The sequence below is a fragment of the Pseudomonas aylmerensis genome, assembly GCF_001702265.1.
Taxonomy (GTDB): domain Bacteria; phylum Pseudomonadota; class Gammaproteobacteria; order Pseudomonadales; family Pseudomonadaceae; genus Aquipseudomonas; species Aquipseudomonas aylmerensis.
In genome coordinates, this window is sequence record NZ_MAUE01000003.1 from 89484 (window position 1) to 109304 (window position 19821).

Annotated in this window: 19 protein-coding genes; 14 read left to right on the forward strand and 5 right to left on the reverse strand. The window is 62.3% G+C overall.

All coding sequences use genetic code 11. From position 1 onward, the window contains the following. Positions 1-22 precede the first annotated feature (22 nt). From BBG20_RS02775 to BBG20_RS02810, 8 genes are all read left to right on the forward strand, one after another. The gene (locus tag BBG20_RS02775; protein WP_065900044.1) at positions 23-400 is read left to right on the forward strand and encodes a YceK/YidQ family lipoprotein; all 378 of its coding nucleotides are present in this window, start codon (positions 23-25) and stop codon (positions 398-400) included. 142 nt (positions 401-542) lie between these two features. After that, entirely contained in the window at positions 543-2300 is a 1758-nt protein-coding gene (locus tag BBG20_RS02780; protein WP_065900046.1) for a carbamoyltransferase family protein, read from the forward strand. Continuing rightward, complete coding sequence (locus BBG20_RS02785; protein WP_065900047.1) at positions 2284-3414, forward strand: glycosyltransferase; 1131 nt, start codon at positions 2284-2286, stop codon at positions 3412-3414. Before BBG20_RS02780 ends, BBG20_RS02785 begins: the two co-directional genes overlap by 17 nt. Further along, positions 3414-4310 (forward strand): antimicrobial resistance protein Mig-14, encoded by an 897-nt coding sequence (locus BBG20_RS02790; protein ID WP_065900050.1) that lies wholly within the window; start codon positions 3414-3416, stop codon positions 4308-4310. Before BBG20_RS02785 ends, BBG20_RS02790 begins: the two co-directional genes overlap by 1 nt. After that, positions 4307-5704, forward strand: a complete 1398-nt coding sequence (locus tag BBG20_RS02795; RefSeq protein WP_065900052.1) for a PIG-L deacetylase family protein — start codon at positions 4307-4309, stop codon at positions 5702-5704. The genes BBG20_RS02790 and BBG20_RS02795 overlap by 4 nt, the downstream gene beginning before the upstream one ends. An 11-nt stretch (positions 5705-5715) precedes the next feature. After that, entirely contained in the window at positions 5716-6672 is a 957-nt protein-coding gene (locus BBG20_RS02800) for a glycosyltransferase family protein (RefSeq protein WP_065900053.1), read from the forward strand. 51 nt (positions 6673-6723) lie between these two features. Beyond that, on the forward strand, positions 6724-7488 hold the full coding sequence (locus BBG20_RS02805) for a glycosyltransferase family 2 protein (RefSeq protein ID WP_065900054.1): 765 nt from the start codon (positions 6724-6726) through the stop codon (positions 7486-7488). A gap of 43 nt (positions 7489-7531) precedes the next feature. Continuing rightward, on the forward strand, positions 7532-8617 hold the full coding sequence (locus BBG20_RS02810; protein ID WP_065900055.1) for a glycosyltransferase: 1086 nt from the start codon (positions 7532-7534) through the stop codon (positions 8615-8617). On the opposite strand, the gene BBG20_RS02815 is transcribed toward BBG20_RS02810, so the two are convergent. Beyond that, positions 8606-9172 (reverse strand): BUD32 family EKC/KEOPS complex subunit, encoded by a 567-nt coding sequence (locus BBG20_RS02815; protein ID WP_177343918.1) that lies wholly within the window; start codon positions 9170-9172, stop codon positions 8606-8608. The two genes, BBG20_RS02810 and BBG20_RS02815, sit on opposite strands and share 12 nt — an antisense overlap. Positions 9173-9321: 149 nt before the next feature. On the opposite strand from BBG20_RS02815, the gene BBG20_RS02820 reads away from it, so the two are divergent. The 6 genes from BBG20_RS02820 to BBG20_RS02845 all read left to right on the forward strand — a co-directional run bounded on the left by BBG20_RS02820 (position 9322) and on the right by BBG20_RS02845 (position 16232). After that, positions 9322-10500, forward strand: coding sequence for an O-antigen ligase family protein (locus tag BBG20_RS02820; protein WP_065900059.1), 1179 nt, complete (start codon positions 9322-9324; stop codon positions 10498-10500). Positions 10501-10509: 9 nt separating this feature from the next. Beyond that, positions 10510-12318, forward strand: coding sequence for a lipid A export permease/ATP-binding protein MsbA (msbA, locus tag BBG20_RS02825; RefSeq protein WP_065900061.1), 1809 nt, complete (start codon positions 10510-10512; stop codon positions 12316-12318). A gap of 152 nt (positions 12319-12470) precedes the next feature. Beyond that, positions 12471-13175 carry a sulfotransferase family 2 domain-containing protein gene (locus BBG20_RS02830; RefSeq protein ID WP_065900063.1) on the forward strand — a complete coding sequence of 235 codons (705 nt, stop codon included), beginning with the start codon at positions 12471-12473 and terminating at the stop codon, positions 13173-13175. Further along, positions 13168-13776 carry an adenylyl-sulfate kinase gene (gene cysC, locus BBG20_RS02835; RefSeq protein ID WP_065900065.1) on the forward strand — a complete coding sequence of 203 codons (609 nt, stop codon included), beginning with the start codon at positions 13168-13170 and terminating at the stop codon, positions 13774-13776. Before BBG20_RS02830 ends, cysC begins: the two co-directional genes overlap by 8 nt. Positions 13777-13879: 103 nt before the next feature. Beyond that, positions 13880-15304 carry a bifunctional D-glycero-beta-D-manno-heptose-7-phosphate kinase/D-glycero-beta-D-manno-heptose 1-phosphate adenylyltransferase HldE gene (gene hldE, locus BBG20_RS02840; protein ID WP_065900067.1) on the forward strand — a complete coding sequence of 475 codons (1425 nt, stop codon included), beginning with the start codon at positions 13880-13882 and terminating at the stop codon, positions 15302-15304. Beyond that, on the forward strand, positions 15297-16232 hold the full coding sequence (locus BBG20_RS02845) for an NAD-dependent epimerase/dehydratase family protein (RefSeq protein WP_065900068.1): 936 nt from the start codon (positions 15297-15299) through the stop codon (positions 16230-16232). Before hldE ends, BBG20_RS02845 begins: the two co-directional genes overlap by 8 nt. A 108-nt stretch (positions 16233-16340) precedes the next feature. On the opposite strand, the gene BBG20_RS02850 is transcribed toward BBG20_RS02845, so the two are convergent. From BBG20_RS02850 to BBG20_RS02865, 4 genes are all read right to left on the reverse strand, one after another. After that, positions 16341-17300, reverse strand: a complete 960-nt coding sequence (locus BBG20_RS02850; protein WP_065900069.1) for a metal ABC transporter ATPase — start codon at positions 17298-17300, stop codon at positions 16341-16343. 41 nt (positions 17301-17341) lie between these two features. After that, positions 17342-18154: an aldo/keto reductase gene (locus BBG20_RS02855; protein ID WP_065900070.1), complete on the reverse strand. Its 813-nt coding sequence runs from the start codon at positions 18152-18154 to the stop codon at positions 17342-17344. Continuing rightward, positions 18151-19326 carry an NAD(P)/FAD-dependent oxidoreductase gene (locus BBG20_RS02860; RefSeq protein WP_065900072.1) on the reverse strand — a complete coding sequence of 392 codons (1176 nt, stop codon included), beginning with the start codon at positions 19324-19326 and terminating at the stop codon, positions 18151-18153. Before BBG20_RS02860 ends, BBG20_RS02855 begins: the two co-directional genes overlap by 4 nt. A gap of 66 nt (positions 19327-19392) precedes the next feature. Then, on the reverse strand, positions 19393-19728 hold the full coding sequence (locus BBG20_RS02865; RefSeq protein WP_065900074.1) for a DMT family transporter: 336 nt from the start codon (positions 19726-19728) through the stop codon (positions 19393-19395). Positions 19729-19821: the final 93 nt, after the last annotated feature.

Consider the following 19821-nt stretch of genomic DNA (forward strand, 5'->3'; position numbering starts at 1 on the left):
GCCCCGCCCATGACAATGGCCGATGGGTCAAAAGGAGTTGTACGTGAGGAGTACGTCGATAGTCGCGTGCCTGGCAGCGGTGCTGGCGCTGGCCGGTTGCGGAACGATCAACACCGTGTTCCGCCCGGACGCCGTGGCCAGCCAGAACCTCAAGGATTCGCGCAGCCACTGCGAGAACGTTCCGCGCATCTACAGCGGGGTGATCTACGGATTTTGTTCGCTCAATGGCGAGCCCAGGCCTGAAAAAAGCCTCAAGGATCAAAGCGTGTCCGACGCCGCCGGCAATGCCTTCCCGGTCTTCACCATCGATTTCGTCGCCTCCGGCGTACTGGACACGTTGGTGCTGCCCTATACGATCTACCGCCAGAACAAGGACGGCAGCATCGAGATCTTCCGCTAGTCCCTCTTGCCGCTCGCCGCTAACAGCTTCCCACTGCTTTTGAGCTATAATCCCGCCCTTTAGCTGTTTCCTGCCCAGGTGGGAAACACACTTTTTTCAGGCGCAACCCGCCTGCATGCAGACTAAAAGAGGCTAGACCCCTGTGGCATTGACGATTCTTGGCCTGTCCGGCGCCCTTAGCCATGATCCTTCCGCAGCCTTGTATATCGACGGCAAGCTGATCGCGGCCGCCGAAGAAGAGCGCTTCGTACGCGACAAACATGCAAAGAACCGCATGCCCTACGAATCGGCGAAGTTCTGCCTGGAACAGGCCGGCATCAAGCCTTCCGACGTTGATGTGGTGGCGATCCCGTTCGCCCCGATCAGCCTGTTCGGCGAGGCGCGCTGGCACTATGCCAAGCGTTACTGGTATGCCCCGGATCGCGCGCTCGACGCGATCCTGATGGGCAACCGTCGCTACAAGCGCTATCGCAACAAGATCGTCTGGTGCCTGGAGCAACTGGGCTTCGATCCGAAGAAAATCAAGATCGAACCGGTTGAACACCACCTGGCCCACGCCTCCAGCGCCTACCACTGCTCGGGCTTTCAGGAGAAGACCGCGATCCTCGGGATCGACGGCAAGGGCGAGTACGCCACCACCTTCTTCGGCTACGGTGAAAACGGCAAGATCCACAAGATCAAGGAATTCTACGATCCGGACTCCCTCGGCGGCCTGTACGGCGCGATCACCGAGTTCCTTGGTTTCGAGATGCTCGACGGCGAGTTCAAGGTCATGGGCATGGCGCCGTATGGCGACGCCAGCAAGTACGATTTCTCGCGCCTGGCCTCCTTCGAGAACGGCGAGCTGGTGATCAACACCGACTACGCCAACGTCATCGGCCTGCGCCGCTATAAAGAGAAGGGCAAGGGCTTCTACTTCTCGCCGAAACTGATCGAGTGGCTGGGTCCCAAGCGCGAAGGCGACATCGCCGACGAGCCGTACATCCACTACGCCGCGAGCATGCAGGCACTGTTCGAGAAGCTGGCCCTGCAGATGATCGACCACTACCTGGGCGACATCCTCAAAGACACCGGCAAGCTGGCCTTCGCCGGCGGCTGTGCGCTGAACGTCAAGCTGAACCAGAAGATCATTGCCCGTGACGACGTCAAGGAGCTGTTCGTGCAGCCGGCGTCGGGCGATGCCGGCACTGCCGTCGGTGCGGCGGCCTACGTGTCCCACGCCCGTGGTGTACCGGTGGAGAAGATGGAACACGTCTACCTCGGCCCGTCCTACAGCAACGAAGACGTGATCGCTGCGTGCGCCAGGCACGAGAGCAAGCCGAACTGGCGCAAGATCGAGAACATGCCGCAGCGCATCGCCAAGATCATGGTCGACGGCAACCCGGTGGCCTGGTTCCAGGGCCGCATGGAGTTCGGCCCGCGTGCCCTCGGTGGTCGTTCGATCATCGGCTGCCCAAGCGCCACCGGCGTGGCGGACCGCATCAACCACCAGATCAAGTTCCGCGAGCGCTGGAGGCCTTTCTGCCCGTCGATGCTCGACACCGTGGCTCCGCAGATGATCAAGGTCGATCACCCTGCGCCGTTCATGACCTTCACCTTTGAAGTGGCGGAAGAGTGGAAGACCCGCGTGCCCGAAGTGGTCCATGAAGATGGCACCTCCCGTGCCCAGGTGCTCAAGCGCGAGTACAACCCGCGCTACTACGACATGATGAAAGAGCTGGAAGTACTGACCGGTAACGGCGTATCGCTGAACACCTCGCTCAACCGTCGTGGCGAAGCGATGATCTGCTCGCCGACCGACGCGTTGAACATGTTCTTCGGCTCGGACCTGCAGTACCTGATCATGGAAGACATCCTGGTCGTCAAAGACGGCGTGGACCCTTATGACGCGCTCGGCTGAACGCCACGTCCTGCAGTTCTGCCACGGCTATGACGGGCCGTTCCTGGACTGCGCCCGGCAGTACGCCAGTCTGTTCGCAGGCTCTGGCTACAAGGTGACCACGGTGTTCCTCACCGGGGTCGCCGACCCCGAGGTGGCCGCCGGGTGTGCCAGCGATGAAGTGTTGTTCATGGAGTTCAGCTCCAAGGCCGTGCGCGGCCTGAAGCTGGCGGCCATTGCGCAGTTGCGCAAGATTGCCGCCTCGCGCAGTTTCAGTTTCTGTATTGCCCACCGTTTCAAGCCGATCTACGTGGCCTTGCTGGCGACGCGGCTGCCGGTGATTGGCGTGCATCACGCCTTTGGTGACTACCAGCGTCGCAGCCGCAAGCTGTTTGCCGGGTTTTTCCGCAAGCGCCTGAGCCTGCTCGGGGTGTCCGACGCCGTGCGTGACGACATGCGCCGCTGCCTGCCAGCCTGGCCTGCCGCACGTATCCAGACTTTGTACAACCGTATCGATGTCGACGCCTTGCAGGCTATTCAGGTGCCGGTGCATGAGGCCCGTGATGCGCTGGGGTTGTCGCCGGACGAATGGGTGATCGGCAATGTCGGTCGCCTGCACCCGGACAAGGACCAGGCCACGCTGCTCAAGGGCTTTGCCCTGGCACTGGCGCACTTGCCCGGCGAAAGCCGCCTGGCGATCCTCGGCAGCGGGCGCCTGGAGCAAGACCTCAAGGAACTCGCCCGGGAGCTGGGGATTGCCGACAAGGTGCTGTTCCTCGGCCAAGTGCCGGATGCGCGCCGGTATTTCCGCGCATTCGATGTGTTTGCGCTGAGCTCCGATCACGAACCCTTCGGGATGGTACTGCTGGAGGCCATGGCGGCCGGCGTACCGTTGCTGGCCACGGCCTGTGGCGGGGCGAAGGAAGTGGTCGAGGGGGTCGGGATCCTGTTTCCCTTCGGCGATGCCGAACACCTCGCGCAGGGGCTGCGGCACCTGGCGGCGATGGATCAACACCAGCAACGGCAGTGCGCCGAGATGATGCTGGAGCGTCTGCGCGAGCGTTTCTCGGATCAGGCGGTACGCGCTACCTTCTGGCAACTGCCGCACGTTATTGAACTGACCGCGGGGGCCTGATGCTCAATCGATTCCAAGGCTGGCGCGAGCGGGGCTGGTCCGTCGTCGACGCGCCTGTCTACAGCGACGCCTGGCAGCGTTTTGGCGGCAGTGTCGCCACTCATCCGCAGGTGATCGAACGCCTGGCCGGCCTGGCTGACATCCCGGTGCGCTATTTGGCCTGGGAGCAGGGCGGCAAAATGCAGGCGTGCATCGCCACGTGGGGGCGCGACCTGGCCTTGTCCAAGGACGTGCTCAAACAGCGCGGCAAAAAGGGCCTGTTCGACCTCGGCAACGCCGAGCTGATCCTGCCTGCCGCGCCTGATACCCAGGCCCCCTTGCGCCACCGCGCGCGCTACCTGTCGGCGCTGAACGAAGGCCGTTTCAGTGGGCTCAGGCCACAGGCCGAGCAATTGGCCATGGCCCGCACGCCCGAGGAACTGTCGAAGAAATTTCGCTACAACCAGCGCCGCGAGCTGCGCCTGCTGGAAGAGGCCGGTGGTGTCGTGCGGCCGGTGAGCGAGTTTTCCAGCCAGGAACTGGCAGTGATCTACTGCGATTTGTTTCTGCGGCGCTGGGGCTTTGTCGCCACGGGTGCCGAGCACATGGCCGAGGTGATCGAGCTGCTGCGCGAATGGCTGATCGGCTCGGTGATTTTCCTCAATGACGCGCCGATTGCGGTCCAGCTGGTGTATCGGGTCGAGTCGCCCGAGTGGATCAGCGTGGAATACGTCAACGGCGGTGTCGATCCGCAAACCCGCGCTTTCAGTCCGGGCAGTGTGCTCAGTTTCCTCAACACCCAGAGTGCCTGGGAGCACGCCCGTGAAGCCGGCAAGCCGCTGCGGTTTTCGTTCGGGCGGGCCGACCGGGAATACAAGGACCGTTGGTGCAACCCCGTGCCGGTGCTGACCGTATGAGCCGCAAACAGCAATTGCTCAAGCGCCATCGGCGCAACAAACGCATCGGCGTGCTGATCGGCCTGGTGCTGCTGGTGGCGATCGGCGTCGGCGTCGCCTGGTGGCTGCCGCTGGTACTGGGTGTGCTGGCCTGGGCGGCTCATGAAGCCTGGTTTGCCGACCATTTGTTCTATGCGCCCAACGAAGATTACCAGTACCGTTTTTCGGCGGATGCCGAGGTGGCGGGGGTTAGTTTCGAGGGGGGCCGGCTGCGGGTGGATGGGCCGCTGGAAGCTGGTGCGACGCTGGTGTTGGCCATCAAGGTCAAGAGCGGCTGGCTGGGGCGTTTTCTCGACCCGGCGATTGAGATTTACGGCGCTGACAGCGTCGACCGGCAAGCCTTCGAACGCGGTGTGAATGGCCTGCGTTATCTGAATCTGAGTGGTTTGGCCCCGGCCCTGATGGCCGGTGAGCTGCGCCTGCGCGGGCGCTTTTGCACGCTGCAGGGCGCGCCCCGCCTGTGGGCCTGGGCTACGCCGGACTACTCGGCGCAACGCGTGATGGTCATCGCGCCGCATGCCGACGATGCCGAGCTGGCCGCCTTCGGGCTGTACAGCCAGGCCGAGAACCCATGGATCGTGACCCTCACAGCGGGTGAAATCGAAGCCGAGCACTATCAGCAGATGGGCCTGGACCCGGCTGAAGCCGCACGGATCAAGGGGCGTTTGCGCGCCTGGGACAGCATCGCCGTGCCGCGTTGGGCCGGTGTGCCAGAGGCGCATTGCGTGCAGTTGGGCTATTTCTGCCTGCAATTGCCGGCGATGCGCGCCACGCCCGATCAGCCTGTCGCTTCGCGCGAGGCCGAGCTGGACGATATCCGCCTGTTTCGCCAGTTCAACGCGTTCCCGCTGCCGGCGGATCAGGACGGCTTGCCGACCTGGAATAATTTGCTGGCTGATCTGCGCCAGTTGCTGCTGACCGCACGTCCGCAAGTGCTCGTGCTGCCTCACCCTGTCCTCGACCCGCACCCGGATCACATCTGCGCGCAGCAAGCGGTGCTCGAGGCCCTGCAAGGCCTGGAGTGGCAGCCGACCACCGTGCTGGGCTACGCCAATCATCTGCACGACAACGACCGCTGGCCCATGGGTGACGCGGGTGCCGGGATTGCACTGCCGCCGCTGTTCGATGACGCGCTGCAGTTGTGGCCGTGCAGCCTGTCGCTGTCGCTGGCACAGCAGCGCGACAAGGCCATGGCACTGGGCATGATGCATGACCTGCAGCCGGCGCCGCCGTTCAAGCGCCGGGTGCGACGCTGGTTGCAACGTGTGTTGGCGGGCCGTGCGCGGTCGCCGTATGGTGAGAACGAATTTTTCCGCAAGGCCGTACGACGGCATGAGTTGTTCTGGCGTTTGTGAAAGGGAAAGTCATGAAAGTTTTGTTTCTGGTGCAGAAAGAGCAGCGCGCTATCCTCGACCGTCTTTACGAGGGCGTGGCCGAGCACTGCGAGTGTGATATCCGTTGGCTGAGCAGCGATGAGCAGCGCAACCTGCGTGGTTATTTCCGCCGCGAAGTCGATGTGACCCGTTACGATCGCATCGTGTTCTTCCTGCGCTTCAAGCAGGAAATCCGCCAGGCCGGGTTTATCCGCACGATCCCCAACCTGGTGATCCTTGAGCACGACGCCTACCAGAACTACATTCCCTGTAAATATACCGGCAAGTTCAGCGCCCACTACCGCCGCCTGCCGTGGGCGCGGGTGATCAGTTCCGGGCATATGGTCACTGAGCGCCTGCGCGCGGAAGGCTTTGACGCCGTGTTCGTGCCAAAGGGCTATGATCAGGCGCTGTTGCAGGCGCAAGGGCGCGAACGCGACATCGAGCTGGCGTTTGTCGGCAGTACCAACAGTGTGGCCTACAGCGGCCGCAAGGCATTGCTGGATGAACTGGCGCGGGTTGAACCTTTGGTGGTGACGCGCACCAAATCTGGTGAGGAATACTGCGCGACCCTCAACCGCATTCGTTTTTTCGTCAGTGCCGACGTCGGCATGGGCGAGTACATGATCAAGAATTTCGAGGCCATGGCCTGTGGTTGCGTACTGCTGGCATTTGATCAGGGCGCCGAGGAAAACCAGGCGCTTGGTTTCAAGGACATGGTCAATGTGGTGTTCTACAAGGACATCCCGCAGTTGCAGGAAAAACTCGCTGTCTTGCGGGCCGACCCGCAGCTGGCGGCAGACATTGCGCGCAACGGGCAGGACCTGGCCGTCAGTCAGTTCAGTTTCGCCCGGATTGGCCAGCGCATTGTCGAAGTGCTCCAGCCACCCCTGCGGCCACGTGCGCCGCTGAGCTTACTGGAGAGGTTGCGTCTGAGGTTGGGCGTTTGAGAGTGGCCAAATAGCCACGGATGATGGCTATATGATATTATCGAGGCTTGAATGCAATTCTCCGATCAAAGCGACATAACGCTTGTAGTGACCAGTTGTGGTCGCTTCGATTTGTTGAGGCGCACACTCGAGAGCTTCGATCTGTTCAATACGGCGGCAATACGCGAAGTCTTCATCACCGAAGACTCCGGTGACGAAGCCGTACGCCAGGCGATTCCCGAACATTGGCGCGGACATTGCACCTTCTTGATCAATCGCCCGAAGCTTGGGCAGTTGGCATCCATCGACCTGGCCTACGCGTCGGTCAAGACCCCCTATATATTCCATTGCGAGGATGATTGGGCGTTTTATCGACCTGGGTTTGTCGAGGATTCCAAGGTGGTACTGGAGCAGCGCCCGGATATTCTTCAAGTCTGGTTGCGCAACTATGTTTACGATTTGCAGGTGCACAGCCCCTATATCCACCTGGGGGCGCGCGAAGTGATTGGCGGGGTACCGTGTTATCCCTTGCTGTCCGATAAGCCCGAGTGGCAAGGGTTTTCGCTTAACCCGGGCCTGCGTCGACTCAAGGAGTACCAGTTGTGCGCACCCTTTGCAGGGTTCGAAGGCGAGAAAGGGCTTTCCAGGCGTTACGCAGAGTTGAATCTGCCGGCGGTTACCCTCGAGGGCGATGCGGTCCTGCACACCGGTTTCGGTTTGCACGTGGCAACGGCGGGAGAGCGCTTGACCAAGGCGAAGCGCAAGCGGCGAGAGCGGATCAAGCTGGCTCTCATGCTGATACTGGGTGTCGGTATCGGTTGGTTGATCAATAGTTAAGTGCAACAAGCCACCACTACGCCGCAGAAGGTCATTTTTTTCGATGAGTATCCTCAACATAATGTGGGCCGGTGGCTCTGCATTTGCCTCGGTGCAGAAGGTTCATCAACAGATATTGTCGCACGCGCTCAGCCGCGCACCGATTGACACCTGGCTGCTTCAAGGCAGTGCAGAAGGCGGTGAGCCGGCCCGCGAGTGGAAGCTTTCCTCCGCCCGGCTCAAGGGGCGGCATGTGTGGAAGCTCATGATGCCCTGGATGCGCGCGCGCTTTGAGAAGGCCCTGCCCGACGGGGTAGAGGTGGTGCTGCTGGATGGGATCGGCGTGGCCCGGGTGATGTTGCCTGTGCTCAAGCGTCTGCCGCAGGTGCGTGCAGTCGTGGTGTTTCATGGCGCCACGCGCCTGCGGCGGGCTGACCAGCAACTGTTCGAGCAATTCCCGGCCGTGCAATTGACGCTGGCGGCGGTGTCGCAAACCCTGGCGGACTCGCTTGAACGCTACCTGCAACGGCCGGTGGCGGTGCTGCGCAGTGCTTTCGACCCGGTTGCTTTCCGCGCAGCCGCGCTTTCCCGGGAAGAGGCGCGGTCGCGCCTGAGCCTGCCGTTGGAAGACGCGCCGGTGCTGGGTGCGGTAGGCCGGCTGGTGGACGGCAAAGGCTTTGGCTGTTTGCTGGAGGCATTTGCCAACGTGTCGGCCAAGCAGCCTGGCGCGCGCCTGGTGATCCTCGGCGAGGGCCCGGCCCGGCCTGCCCTTGAAGCCCGTATCGAGCAGCTTGGCTTGCAGGGCAAAGTGTCACTGCCAGGGCATCTGTCTGACGCGGCGACGCTTTACCGTGCGTTCGACTGGGTGGCTATTCCCTCCACCCAGGAAGGCCTCGGGTTGATCCTGCAAGAGGCTGTGATGGCCGGTGTGCCGGTGTTGACCAGTGAGCTGGCGGTGTTCCGCGAGCAGTTGGCAGATGCCGGCTGGTATGCACCTTCGGAAGATGCAGAGGCCTGGGCCGGCCTGATGGCGCGGGCATTCGCGGCCTCTGCCACGGCGGTGGTCGAGGCTCAGTCGCAGGCGCTGGCGCCGGAGCAAGCCTGGAAAGACTTCAGTGAAACCTCCCAGCGGCTGTTCTCATGCCGCTAGCAGCGCTTGCTCCAGTGCATGCATTGGAAAGCAATCGTTCAGCTTCTCGCGTGCAATATAGCGCGCGAAGTGCTGCAAGTTGCGTCGCGCGAGTTCCGGGTTCAGCGGGGCGCGCAAGAAGCGCATGTCGGCTACGTCGATAAGCCCCATTTCATTCTCCGGCGTCACCACGATATTGCCCAGGTGCAGGGAGCGGAAGTAGATGCCGGCAGCGTGCAGGCGGCGGATCAGTGCCACCAGCGGATCGAGATTCGATTGCCAGTCAAAACCTTCTTTATTGGAAATCTGCCGCAGTGTTTCCCCCGGCAACGGGCGATACAGCACGGCAGTCATGCCGGGCGCGGCCAGTTGGAAGTACGCCAGCACGGTCAAGGTCGGGATGCCGCGCTGCTGCAATTGCGCCACGTTGTCGATAAAACGCTTGGAGTACGGCCGAAACAGTGCGGATGAAAACAGGCGTTTACGACGAAACAGTTTAAGGATATTTCCGTCAGACAGCAGGTAGACTTTGGGCCCGTAGCTGTCCTTCTCCAGGACTCTGGCGCCTTCAATCATCGTGTTTAAATCGGCTTGGGCAAGCCTTGAACATTGCATCGTTGGAAAGCCTTGTGGGGAGTCGCGGGCACAGTGATCGGTAATAATGCCGAAAGTTTTGGGTTTTAACCATGCCGGGTTGGCAGGTTGAACGTATTCAGGAGCGGGTGATGCAGGCAAGTCGTTGGGCGCAGGTATGGATGATTTTCGGGTTGCTTTGGTTTCTGCTGGCGATTGCCTTTGCGCCAACCAACAAGATTTACCAACAAGGATTGACGCTGTTTCTCTGGTTGCCGGCCATGGTGTTCGCCTGGTCGGCGCGTGAGCGTCTCAAGGAGGTCTGGCGCGAGCAGCGCTGGATGTGCCTGATGATCGCGGCGCTGGCCATCTGGGGTGCGATCAGCCTGACGTGGACCAATGCCGAGGACCCTTCGCGCGAGGCCAAGCGCCTGCTGTATATCGGCGTGTTCCTGCTGTTTTTCTCGGTGCTGGCCTGTGGTCAGAGCGATCGCATCATTCGCGTGATGCAGTGGGGCGGTTTCGGGCTGGCGGTGTCGTCGCTGGTCGCGATCATCAAGTTTTATGGGGTCGAGCATAACGCCTGGTCTGCCCGCCTCGAAGGGCTGGGGCAATTGGCTCACCCGATCCTGGGTGCCTACGTGATCGGCCTGGCGGCGATCTGGTTGCTGCATTGGCTGCCGCGTGGCCGCTGGATGCAAGTGGCGTGGGTGCTGTCCATCGGATTGCTGGGGCTCTTCGTGGTGTTGAGCCAGAGCCGTGGCGCGGCATTGGCGCTGTTGCTGACCGTGGTCGCCATGCCGGCCTGGTGCCGTGACCGACGTAGCACCGTGATTGCTATCGCTGCGGTCGTGGCGGCGGTGGCGGTGTTCTTCGCCATGGAGTCGCTGATGCTCGCCCGTGGTGTTTCCTATCGGCCGCAGATCTTCATGGCCTCTTTGCACATGATCGGCGAGCATCCGTGGACCGGCCTGGGCCTGGGTGGGGACTACAAGGTCTTTGCCGATAACCTTTATTTCGATCACGCCCACAACCTGTTCACGCATGTCACCATCGAACTGGGCCTGCCGGGCCTGCTGCTCTGGTGCGGGCTGTGGTTCGGCGTGTTGTGGCAAGCCTGGAAGGCCCGCGACACGCTCTACGGCAAGGGCATCATCGGCATGTGGGTGTTTTCGTTCCTGGCCATGCAGTTCGATGCTGCGAGCCTGACGGGCACGCCCCGCGCCGAGTGGTTCATCTCGTGGCTGCCGATTGCGCTGGCCAGTGTCTTGGTCTGGGCTCGGGCCAAACCCGACGCTTGTGATAAAGTTCGCGTCCTACCCAATCAGTGAGCTCGACACATGAGTGACGCACCGCCCAAAGCGGACCAGGAATCCAGCCTGAAAATTTATTTCAGGCTGCTGGGCTATGTGAAACCGTACCTGGGCATGTTCCTGCTGAGTATCGTGGGCTTCGTGATCTTTGCGTCCACCCAGCCCATGCTCGCCGGGATCCTCAAGTACTTCGTGGATGGCCTGAGCAACCCCGACGTGGTGTTCCTGCCCAAGATCCCGTTGTTCAAGGACTTGAAGCTGCTGATGGCCGTGCCGCTGCTGATCATTCTGATCGCGGCGTGGCAGGGCCTCGGCTCGTTCCTGGGCAACTACTACCTGGCCAAGGTTTCCCTGGGGCTGGTGCATGACTTGCGCGTCCAGCTGTTCAACAAGCTGCTGGTGCTGCCCAACCGTTATTTCGACACGCACAACTCCGGGCACCTGATTTCCCGGATCACCTTCAACGTGACCATGGTCACCGGGGCTGCCACGGATGCGATCAAAGTCGTGATCCGCGAAGGCCTGACGGTGGTGTTCCTGTTCGGTTACCTGCTGTGGATGAACTGGAAACTGACCCTGGTGATGCTCGCGATCCTGCCGCTGATTGCCGTCATGGTCGGCAGCACCAGCAAGAAATTCCGCAAGCAGAGCAAGAAGATCCAGGTGGCGATGGGCGACGTGACGCACGTGGCCTCCGAAACCATCCAGGGCTACCGCGTGGTGCGCAGCTTCGGTGGCGAAAGCTACGAGGAGCGCCGCTTTGCCGCCGCCAGCCAGGGCAACACCGACAAGCAACTGCGCATGAACAAGACCGGCGCGGTCTATACGCCGATGCTGCAATTGGTGATCTACACCGCCATGGCTGCGCTGATGTTCCTGGTCCTGTTGCTGCGCGGTGACGCCACGGCAGGTGACCTGGTGGCCTACATTACCGCCGCGGGCCTGCTGCCCAAGCCGATCCGCCAGCTGTCGGAAGTCAGCTCGACGATCCAGAAGGGCGTGGCAGGTGCCGAGAGCATCTTCGAGCAACTGGATGAAGTGCCTGAAGTCGACAGCGGCACCGTCGAGCGTGACCGTGTCAGCGGTCGCCTGGACGTGCGCAACCTGAGCTTCACGTACCCCGGTACCGATCGCGAAGTGCTGAAGAACATCAGCTTCAGTGCCGCGCCGGGGCAGATGATTGCACTGGTCGGGCGCTCGGGCAGTGGCAAGTCGACCCTGGCGAGCCTGATCCCGCGCTTCTACCATCACGAGACCGGCGAGATCCTGCTGGACGAGGTGGAGATCGAAGATTACCGCCTGCGCAACCTGCGCCGACATGTTGCCCAGGTGACCCAGCACGTCACGCTGTTCAACGACACCGTGGCCAATAACATTGCCTACGGCGACCTGGCGGATGCGCCGCGCGAAGACATTGAAAAAGCGGCGGCGGATGCCTACGCCATGGACTTCATCTCCGAGCTGCCAAAAGGCCTGGACACCGAAGTCGGGGAAAACGGCGTGTTGCTTTCCGGTGGCCAGCGTCAACGCCTGGCAATCGCTCGGGCCCTGCTGAAAAACGCCCCGTTGCTGATTCTGGATGAAGCGACATCGGCGCTGGATACCGAGTCGGAGCGCCATATCCAGGCGGCGCTGGACAAGGTCATGAAAGGCCGCACCACCCTGGTCATCGCGCACCGCTTGTCCACCATCGAGAAAGCCGACCTGATTCTGGTGATGGACCACGGTGAAATTGTCGAGCGTGGTACGCATGTCGAACTGCTGGCCATGGGCGGCTATTACTCGCGCCTGCACGCCATGGGCCTGGACGAGCCGGCGACGGCGAACATCACCTGACACACCGGGGCGCGCAATGCGCCCCGTTTTTTGTATCAAGCCCCATACACGCTTGACCAAAGCCAAATAATTCGCTGCCTATCGTTTGTTATGTTGGCCTTCTCGATTCGAATGACGAACGAGAGGGCTAACCTTCTTGCGTGGGTAATGGAATGTTGCAACGTCTGTTGTGGAAACTGCTTCCCAAGCCCCAGCGGGCGTTTCTGCTGGGGCGTTTGTCGGTGGTGGATCGCCAGGCAGTGAACAAATCCCTGTCGGCGGTGACCGTCCTTCCCCCTGCCTTCGAGCGACACAACTGCGTGTTTATCCACGTGCCCAAATGCGCGGGCAGCAGCGTCTGTTCGGCGCTGCTGGATGGGCGCTGGCCGGGGCATTTGCCGTATTACTGGTACCAGCAGCAATTTCCCGAGCACTGCGAGCGCAGTTTCAAGTTCGCCTTCGTGCGTGACCCGCTGGAGCGCGCCTACTCGGCCTATACCTATTTGCGCAGCAATCACATGGGCGCGCGTGATCTGCAGGCCCAGGCCCTGGTGTCCAGCTACCGCGACTTCGACCATTTCATTGCCGGCTGGCTGCACCCGGACAACCTGCGTCGCCAACTGCATTTCGCGCCCCAGACCGACTTCCTGGTCGATCACATGGGGCAAATGGCGATGGACTTTCTCGGGCGCCAGGAGTCGCTGGAGCAAGACTTCCAGCATCTGTGCGAACACCTCGGCGTGGCGACCTCGCTGCCCCATCTGAATGTTTCACTCGGGCGGCGCAGCGAGCCGGTCAGGGAGTTCTGTTCCTTGCGCACGCGCCGCCTGGTCCGGCGCGCCTATCAACGTGATTACGAGGTCCTGGGTTATGAATAGCCAGTCGCTGTCCCATGGTTCTGCATCGATCCGCCCCTTTGCCTTGTCGCTGTCGGTGGCCGCACGGGCGGCGCTCAAGCACCAGCAGCCTTGTTGCGTATGGCTGACCGGGTTGTCCGGCTCGGGCAAGTCGACCCTGGCGAATGCTTTGGAGGTCCAGCTCAACGAGCAGGGACGACACACCTTTGTGCTCGATGGCGATAATTTGCGCACCGGCCTGTGCAACGACCTGGGCATGAGTGATGCGGCCCGCAAGGAAAACATCCGGCGCATCGGTGAAGTGGCGCGGTTGATGGTGGACGCGGGGTTGATCGTGATCGTCTCGGCGATTTCGCCGTTCAGCGCCGACCGAGCCGCTGCCAAGGCACTGTTCGGGCCGGGGCAGTTTTTTGAGGTGTATATCAGCACGCCATTCGCTGTGTGCGCGCGGCGCGATCCCAAAGGCCTCTACCGCGCGGCGCTGGAAGGGCGGATCAAGGCGTTCACCGGCCTGGACAGCCCTTATGAAGCGCCGCGTGCCGCCGACTGCGAAATCAATACCGATGAGGTCGAGTTGGCTGATGCCGTGGAGCAGGTTCTCGCGGCTCTGTTCAAAAAATGATCAGTTTTCGCGCATGATGCATTGCCGATAAAGCTCTCGAACTAGGCGGCGCTCACCCTGTGCTAATATCGCGCCCCTGTTCATTTTGTATGTGGGTTGCTCCATGAAGTTGTCCATGCCGCGATTCGATCAAGCCCCTGTCTTGGTGGTCGGCGATGTCATGCTCGACCGTTACTGGCATGGCGGTACCTCACGGATTTCCCCTGAGGCGCCGGTACCGGTAGTCAAGGTCGAGCAAATCGAAGACCGCCCGGGTGGCGCTGCCAACGTTGCCCTTAACATTGCCGCGCTCGGCGCCCCGGCCTCCCTGGTGGGTGTGACCGGCGACGACGAAGCCGCCGACAGCCTGGCCAACAGCCTGCGCGGTGCCGGCGTGCGCGCGCAGTTCCAGCGCATTGCCCACCAGCCGACCATCGTCAAGCTGCGGGTCATGAGCCGGCACCAGCAATTGCTGCGTATCGATTTCGAAGAACCCTTCGCCACCGACGCCCTGGCCTTGAGTGGCCAGGTCGACGAGTTGCTCGAAGGCATCAAGGTGCTGGTGTTGTCCGACTACGGCAAAGGTGCGTTGAAGAACCACCAGATGCTGATCCAGGCCGCCAAGGCGCGCAATATCCCGGTACTGGCTGATCCCAAGGGCAAGGACTTCTCGATTTATCGCGGAGCCAGCCTGATCACGCCGAACCTCAGCGAGTTCGAAGCCATCGTCGGCGGTTGCGTCGATGAGCACGACCTCGTGACCAAGGGCGCGGCGCTGATGGCTGATCTCGACCTCGGCGCCTTGCTGGTGACCCGTGGCGAGCACGGCATGACCTTGCTGCGTCCTGGCCACCCGGCGATGCACCTGCCGGCGCGGGCCCGTGAAGTGTTCGACGTCACCGGCGCCGGTGACACCGTGATTTCCACCCTGGCCGCCTCCATCGCCGCCGGCGAAGAGCTGCCCCACGCGGTGGCACTTGCCAACCTGGCGGCGGGCATCGTGGTCGGCAAGCTGGGTACGGCTGCCATCAGCGCGCCCGAGCTGCGCCGCGCGATCCAGCGTTCCGAAGGCTCCGAACGTGGCGTGCTGACCATCGAGCAATTGCTGCTGGCGATTGACGATGCACGTGCCCACAACGAAAGCATTGTGTTCACCAACGGTTGCTTCGACATCCTCCACGCTGGCCATGTGACCTACCTGGAGCAGGCTCGCGCCCAGGGTGATCGCCTGATTGTCGCGGTCAACGATGACGCGTCGGTCAGCCGCCTCAAGGGCCCGGGCCGTCCGATCAACAGTGTCGACCGGCGCATGGCGGTATTGGCCGGCCTGGGTGCGGTGGACTGGGTGATCAGCTTCCCTGAAGGCACCCCGGAAAACCTGCTGGCCCAGGTCAAGCCGGACGTGCTGGTCAAGGGCGGCGATTACTCCGTCGACCAGGTTGTGGGCGCCGATATCGTCAGCGCCTACGGCGGCAAGGTCAAAGTGCTTGGCTTGGTCGAGAACAGCTCGACCACGGCCATTGTCGAGAAGATCCGCAACAATGAGTAACGCTGATAAGCGGGTCCTGATCACCGGCGGTGCCGGTTTCATTGGCTCGCATCTGGTCGATGCGCTGCTTGCCAAAGGCTATGCAGTGCGGGTGCTGGATGACCTGTCCACCGGCAAGCGCAGCAACCTGCCGCTGGACAACCCGCGCGTCGAGCTGCTGGAAGGCGACGTCGCCGATGCTGCGCTGGTGGCGCGTGCCGCCATCGGCACCACGGCGGTGGTGCACCTGGCCGCGGTAGCGTCGGTGCAGGCTTCGGTGGATGACCCGGTGAGCACGCACCAGAGCAATTTTGTCGGCAGCCTGAATGTCTGCGAAGCGATGCGCCAGGCGGGCGTGAAGCGTGTGGTCTTCGCTTCCAGCGCGGCGGTGTATGGCAACAACGGCGAGGGTGCTTCGATCGACGAAGAGACCACCAAGGCGCCGTTGACGCCCTATGCGTCCGACAAGTTGGCCGGCGAGCATTACTTTGATTTCTACCGTCGCCAGCATGGCCTGGAGCCGGTGATTTTCCGCTTCTTCAATATCTTCGGGCCGCGCCAGGACCCATCGTCGCCGTACTCCGGCGTCATCAGTATCTTCAGCGAGCGTGTCCAGCAGGGCTTGCCGATAGCCGTGTTCGGCGATGGCGAGCAAACCCGCGATTTCATGTACGTGGAAGACCTGGTGGACGTGCTGGTGCAGGCCATCGAAGCCCCGGGCGCGCCCTTGGGTGCGATCAACGTGGGCTGGAATCGCACCACCACCCTCAAGCAAGTGCTGCAGGCGCTGGAAGAAGCGGTGGGCAAGCTGCCTGTCGTGACTTACGGGCCGGCGCGATCAGGCGACATTCGGCATTCGCGGGCAAATAACCAGCGCTTGCTGGCCAGTTTCAAACTGCCCGAGCCGACCCCGTTGAAGGTTGGGTTGGAGCGCTTGCTCAACGGCTGAATGCAATCAATGTGGGCGCTGGCTTGCCGGCGATGCGGGCGCCTGGGGACATCATGTGCACCGAGGTGATGCCATCGCAGGCAAGCCGGCGCCTACATTGGGTTTGCGTTAGCCCTTGGCTTTTTTCTTTGGCACGATCTTGCGCAGCACGCGCCGTGCCAGGCGCTTCAATTTCGACTCCTTCTCCGGCTCCGCCAGGCCCTGCTGCCTGAGCCAATCCTTCCAGCGAATCCGCTCCTCGCGCACCAGCCAGCCTTCCTGCTGGGCGAAGCTTTCGGCCAGGTACAAACCACGGGTGCTGGCGGGATACAGCTGATCTTTCTTGACGGTGTACAGCTCGGCGAGCGGCTGGCCGTCCTTTAAAGGCATCAGGTACAAATCCGGGCGCTGGCGGTCCAGGCGTGCCACCAGTTGGTCGCCTTCGAGGCGCTCATCCACATGGAACAGGCTCAGGGATTTGGCCTCTTTGGGCACTTCCAGGCGCAAGTCGTAAATCAACTGCAGCGACGCGGTCGGCAAGTGCACATAGGCCCGTGGCCGCTCGATCAGTTGGGTTGTCGCACACCGCACCGGGCGCGCGGCGCCGGACAGGGGGCTCAAGCGAAATGGCAGCGCCTCGCGATAATGCAGCGCGGCAGAGTAGGGCGCCGGCAGCCAGGTGTCGTTGAAGCGCCCGCTGAGCCAGCCTTCGGGTGTTTCCAGCAGGCACTCTTCGGCAATTTCCTGGATGGCGGTGTGCAGCGGCAGGTTCAGTTCATGGGCGGGGACATAGCCGGAGATCAGCTTGAGCACTACGTCGCCCCGGTCCTGGCGGCGCTGGCGCACCAGCACCCAGTAATCCTTGTTTTGCCAGTGCAGGGTCAGGCGCACCGACACGCCGAGGTTGGCCAGCTCAAGGGCGAAACGCTCGGCGTCCGGAACGTCTACCGGCTTGCGGCGTTGCAGGGTCTGGGCAAAGTTGAGCGGCATGCCCACGCTCTGGTAGCTCAGGCCTTCGGGTGTGGCTTCGACGTGCAGTGGCAGTGTTTTGAAGTTGCTGGGGTTTTTTCTTATGAGCGTTCGCGGCATGTCGGCTCCTTCTTGCGACGGGGTCGGCCGCGTCGGCGGCATCAGAGTTGACGAATGACTTGGGCAGCGGTCGCCACGTTATGGGCCAGGTGCAGCGGATTGATGGTCCCGACAATAGCACTGGCGACGCCCGTTTGCGCAAACAACAACGTGAAACTCGCCCGAATTGGATCCACTCCAGGTTCCAGGCACACGTGGCCGCTGGCCAAGGCTTTTTTCACCAGGATGCCTTTGCCATGGGCCGCCGCATAATCAATGACGGCTTTCTCGGCCTGTTCGTTCAGATTGTAGGTGACCATCGCGCAATCACCTTGTTCCAGAGCCTTTACGCCGCCCTCGACGGTTTTGCCGGAGAACCCGAAGCCGCGGATCTTGCCTTCTTTTTTCAACGCCGCCAGGGTCTGATAGACCTCGCAGTCATTGAGGATATGCAGGTCATTGCCGTCGGAATGCACCAGCACCAGGTCGATAAAATCCGTTTCAAGTCTTTTCAAGCTGCGCTCGATCGACATCCGGGTATGGGCGGCGCTGAAGTCGTGATGGGACACGCCCTCGGCAAACTCTTCACCGACCTTGCTGACGATCACCCAGTCCTTGCGCTGGCCGCGCAGCAGCGGACCCAGGCGTTCTTCGCTGCGTCCGTAGGCCGGCGCGGTATCGATGAGGTTGATGCCCAGCTGGCGGGCCTGGCGCAGCAGCATCCGCGCTGCGTCATCATCGGGAATCGTGAACCCGCTGGGGTACTTCACCCCTTGATCGCGGCCGAGCTTGACGGTGCCCAGGCCCAGTGGCGAAACCAACAGGCCGGTGCTGCCCAGAGGGCGATGCAGGTCGTGCAGGGTCGGCAGGCTCATGGCAACAGTTGCTCCCAGGCGGGTACGCCGATGGCGGGTTTAGGCAGCTCAGGCAGGGGTTCGGAGGCGCTTGGGTGGATGCCGTCGCGTTCGAGGCTGTTGATCACCCGATCGGCGAAGTCCGGCGCCAGCGCCAGCTTGGTCGGCCACCCCACCAGCAGGCGGCCCTGTTCGGCGACGAAGGCATTGTCGGGGCGTGTGAGGCCTGATTGCAGCGGCTCGGCACGGTCGACACGCAGGGTCGCCCAGCGGGTCTGGTGCATGTCGATCCATGGCAGCAATTGCGCGAGTTCTTTTTGCGCAGTGGCGATCTGCTCTTCAGGTGTGCGCGCCACTCCATCGGCTTCGGCAATATCGCCGCCCATGTACCACACCCAGTTGCCGTCGGCAGCGGGGTGAGTGGTGACGGTGATGCGCGGCTTGGTGCCGCCGCCCAGGCAGTGGGCATACAGCGGCTTCAAGCCGGGGCCTTTGGCGATGATCATGTGCAATGGGCGTGTCTGCATGGCCGGCTGGCTCAGGCCGAGGGCGGCCAGCAGGTCGGCAGTGCCTTTGCCGGCGCTCAGCACGATGCGCTGGGCGCGGATCTCGCGGCCATCGACCTTCAGGCCCACCAGGGTGTCGCCTTCCAGCAATGGCTCGATGTGTTGCCCGGCGAGCAAGCCGTCACCGGCCAGTTGCGCCAGGCGTTCGATCAGGCTCGGTACGTCGATGACCAGCTCGGCCAGGCGATAGACCTTGCCCTTGAAGCGGCGGTCCTGCAGGGCTGGCGGCAGCTCATCACCCTTGACCTGGTCGACACGGCCGCGCACGGCCTTGCTGGCGAAGAAGCTGGTGAGGTTGCCGGCGATCGTGCCGGGGGACCACAGATAATGCGCTTCGGACAGCAGGCGCACGCCGGACAGGTCCAGCTCACCGCTGCCGGCCAAGGCCTCGCGCCAGCGGCGCGGCATATCGGCAATCGCTTCGGAGGCGCCGGTGAGGGCGCCGTGCAGGGCGTATTTAGCCCCGCCGTGGATGATTCCCTGGGACTTCACGCTTTGTCCGCCACCCAAGGTGGCGCTTTCCACCAGCACCGTGGAAAACCCCTGGCGGCGCAGGCGCGCATTCAGCCAGAGGCCGGCAACTCCGGCGCCGACAATCAGCACGTCGGTGGAAATAACGGATGGCATGGGCGACCTCAGTGTTCAAGACAAGAGGCGCAGTATACAGGGATCGAAATGCGGCGATGATGGGTGTCAGTGCCCGGCGGTTTTCGAGAATAGCTGAATCACCACCACGCCCAGCACAATCAAGCCCATCCCCAGCATGGCCGGAACGTCGAGCTTCTGCCCGTAGATAAACAGCGCCGCGACACTGACCATCACGATGCCCATGCCTGCCCACACCGCATACGCCACGCCCACCGGCACGGTGCGCACCACCAAAGTCAGCATCCAGAATGCGATGCCGTAGCCGACGATCACCAGTGCCAGCGGCAGGGGGGTGCTCCAACCCTTGACGGCTTTCATGGAGACGGTCGCGATCACTTCCGAGCAGATGGCAATAGCCAGGTAGAGGTAGGCGGCATTCATGGGGGGTATTCCTCGGAGATGAGTTCTGATGTGTAGGAGTCCGGCTTCTACAGTGCTGGCATTCTAGACGCCTGGCAGATGGGGTAAAGTCAT

What these genes read in the sequence shown, in the direction of transcription:
- BBG20_RS02775 (WP_065900044.1), top strand. Translation starts at nt 23, where the DNA reads ATGGGTCAAAAGGAGTTGTACGTGAGGAGTACGTCGATAGTCGCGTGC.
- BBG20_RS02795 (WP_065900052.1), top strand. Translation starts at nt 4,307, where the DNA reads ATGAGCCGCAAACAGCAATTGCTCAAGCGCCATCGGCGCAACAAACGC.
- BBG20_RS02820 (WP_065900059.1), top strand. Translation starts at nt 9,322, where the DNA reads ATGCAGGCAAGTCGTTGGGCGCAGGTATGGATGATTTTCGGGTTGCTT.
- BBG20_RS02830 (WP_065900063.1), top strand. Translation starts at nt 12,471, where the DNA reads ATGTTGCAACGTCTGTTGTGGAAACTGCTTCCCAAGCCCCAGCGGGCG.
- BBG20_RS02800 (WP_065900053.1), top strand. Translation starts at nt 5,716, where the DNA reads ATGAAAGTTTTGTTTCTGGTGCAGAAAGAGCAGCGCGCTATCCTCGAC.
- BBG20_RS02785 (WP_065900047.1), top strand. Translation starts at nt 2,284, where the DNA reads ATGACGCGCTCGGCTGAACGCCACGTCCTGCAGTTCTGCCACGGCTAT.
- msbA (WP_065900061.1), top strand. Translation starts at nt 10,510, where the DNA reads ATGAGTGACGCACCGCCCAAAGCGGACCAGGAATCCAGCCTGAAAATT.
- BBG20_RS02855 (WP_065900070.1), bottom strand. Translation starts at nt 18,154, where the DNA reads ATGAGCCTGCCGACCCTGCACGACCTGCATCGCCCTCTGGGCAGCACC.
- cysC (WP_065900065.1), top strand. Translation starts at nt 13,168, where the DNA reads ATGAATAGCCAGTCGCTGTCCCATGGTTCTGCATCGATCCGCCCCTTT.
- BBG20_RS02790 (WP_065900050.1), top strand. Translation starts at nt 3,414, where the DNA reads ATGCTCAATCGATTCCAAGGCTGGCGCGAGCGGGGCTGGTCCGTCGTC.
- BBG20_RS02805 (WP_065900054.1), top strand. Translation starts at nt 6,724, where the DNA reads ATGCAATTCTCCGATCAAAGCGACATAACGCTTGTAGTGACCAGTTGT.
- BBG20_RS02815 (WP_177343918.1), bottom strand. Translation starts at nt 9,172, where the DNA reads ATGATTGAAGGCGCCAGAGTCCTGGAGAAGGACAGCTACGGGCCCAAA.
- BBG20_RS02860 (WP_065900072.1), bottom strand. Translation starts at nt 19,326, where the DNA reads ATGCCATCCGTTATTTCCACCGACGTGCTGATTGTCGGCGCCGGAGTT.
- BBG20_RS02850 (WP_065900069.1), bottom strand. Translation starts at nt 17,300, where the DNA reads ATGCCGCGAACGCTCATAAGAAAAAACCCCAGCAACTTCAAAACACTG.
- BBG20_RS02810 (WP_065900055.1), top strand. Translation starts at nt 7,532, where the DNA reads ATGAGTATCCTCAACATAATGTGGGCCGGTGGCTCTGCATTTGCCTCG.
- BBG20_RS02845 (WP_065900068.1), top strand. Translation starts at nt 15,297, where the DNA reads ATGAGTAACGCTGATAAGCGGGTCCTGATCACCGGCGGTGCCGGTTTC.
- hldE (WP_065900067.1), top strand. Translation starts at nt 13,880, where the DNA reads ATGAAGTTGTCCATGCCGCGATTCGATCAAGCCCCTGTCTTGGTGGTC.
- BBG20_RS02865 (WP_065900074.1), bottom strand. Translation starts at nt 19,728, where the DNA reads ATGAATGCCGCCTACCTCTACCTGGCTATTGCCATCTGCTCGGAAGTG.